Origin of the sequence: Lactobacillus sp. UMNPBX4, assembly GCF_002554115.1 — a bacterium.
GTDB classification, from domain to species: domain Bacteria; phylum Bacillota; class Bacilli; order Lactobacillales; family Lactobacillaceae; genus Lactobacillus; species Lactobacillus gallinarum.
On the sequence record NZ_PCZF01000106.1, the window covers coordinates 1 to 1669 of the forward strand.

Sequence of the window (1669 nt, forward strand, 5' to 3'; positions counted from 1 at the left end):
GCTTTTTCTACTCTAAGTCAAGTGTTATCAACGATTTTAAGCAATTTTATTTTGAAATACAGGCCTAATCGGGAAATGGCTCCCGGAGAATCGAGTTAAATATCTGATTTAGGGCATGATAAATACAGCCACCTTCTGTAATTTCAAAAAAGAGGCTGTTATAATATCTATTGGATCAATTTTTATGACAAAAGTCTTTGGTTATGTTTGGCTACGTCATAGCTATATAATTGATCATTCTTAATTAAAGCGAAGATCGTCCGTAATAATTTATGGATCGATGCGATAGCGGCCTTCTTGTGACTTGCAGTCTCAGAAGACCGTTTTCGTTTCTCGTAATAATCCGCAATATGAGAAGGGTTTCCCGCTTTCTTAGCCGACTGAATTTGGTTGATTGCCAAGTACAGCACCTTTCTGCCGATAGCTGTCCCACGCTTTGAAATTGACAGGTGGGCCGTGAGGTTGCCAGATTCATAAACTTGAGAGTCAACGCCAACGAAGGCATTTAATTGGCTAGGGTTGTTAAAACGTCTGATATCCCCAAGCTCACTAATGATTCTTAGAGCGGTATTTTCGCCGATGCCTGGAATGCTTGTGAGGATCTCCAGATCCCGCTTGGGAGCGAGCTTGGTCATCTCCTTTAAAGCTGTCTGGCACGCCTCTTCAGCGCTCAGAATATTGTTAATGGCCATTTCGAGGCCACGAATATGTGCACTGTCCTTTTTGACAGCTGGGCATGCGACTTTAGCCAAACGAATAAGACTTTGCATTATGTCGTTAGCGCGCTTTTTACCAATACCAGATAAGCCTTTTAAGAAGTCGATGATATCGGCTTCTTTTGTTTCTAATACGATATCAGGGTGTGGGAATCTGAGAACAATACTCCAGTAGTTTTTCCCTCTCGGGTTAACCATTAAGTGCTCAATCTCTGGGAAAGTGAGCTGAATGGCTTTGTGCAGTCTATTCCTGTTGGTTATCAGATCGTGCGAAGCCTGCTCATAGATGCGGTTATTGGCCATCAATTCTTGATATTCTTTGCTTTGAACGTAGGCCAGCCGTTGCGGGTGCTCAGACTGCAGCTTGGCAAGGTACAAGGCATCAAGCTTATCGGTCTTGTTCTGGTGCAGGTCATCCTTTGTCTTTCTTTTGGCTTCCAGCGGGTTCATCATGACATAGCGCAATTCGTGCATGTCCAAAAACGCCTGGAGTCTTCTGGAATAGACACCAGTTGCTTCAAAGATAATCTGCGGTTTAGTAACCTGCTTAAGGTCATCTAGCAACTGATTGAAGCCTACCATATCGTTGGAGATGGCATAGTCATCAACTTTTTGGCCATTGACCATAATGCATACGTTAGACTTCCGGCTGCTAACATCAATACCAAAAACAGTTTTCAATAAATCCATAAGAATAAACCTCCGCTTTACTTGGAGATGAGCTGCCTCCATCTAATCCAATCAGATCTAATTTTCTCAACAGGACTTTAACAGCCAACATACTTAGACGAGATTCACAATTGAATGGTGAAGCTGCCAGTTTTGTTTACGACATCATGTGTCCAAAGCAGTCACGGCATTGGCTTCATCTCCACTTTACATAGTAAAAGAAAAAGTGTTGAACGACTACTCCGTCGAGTAATCATCCAACACTAGATTAGTATGTTTTGTTT

General features: G+C 42.3%; 1 protein-coding gene. It reads right to left on the reverse strand.

What is annotated here, in order from left to right; translation table 11 throughout:
* Nucleotides 1-182: 182 nt before the first annotated feature.
* Nucleotides 183-1406 (reverse strand): IS110 family transposase, encoded by a 1224-nt coding sequence (locus CP355_RS09880; protein ID WP_098044443.1) that lies wholly within the window; start codon nucleotides 1404-1406, stop codon nucleotides 183-185.
* Nucleotides 1407-1669: the final 263 nt, after the last annotated feature.

Coding starts and splice junctions, on each gene's coding strand:
- CP355_RS09880 (WP_098044443.1), bottom strand. CDS start 1,406: ATGGATTTATTGAAAACTGTTTTTGGTATTGATGTTAGCAGCCGGAAG.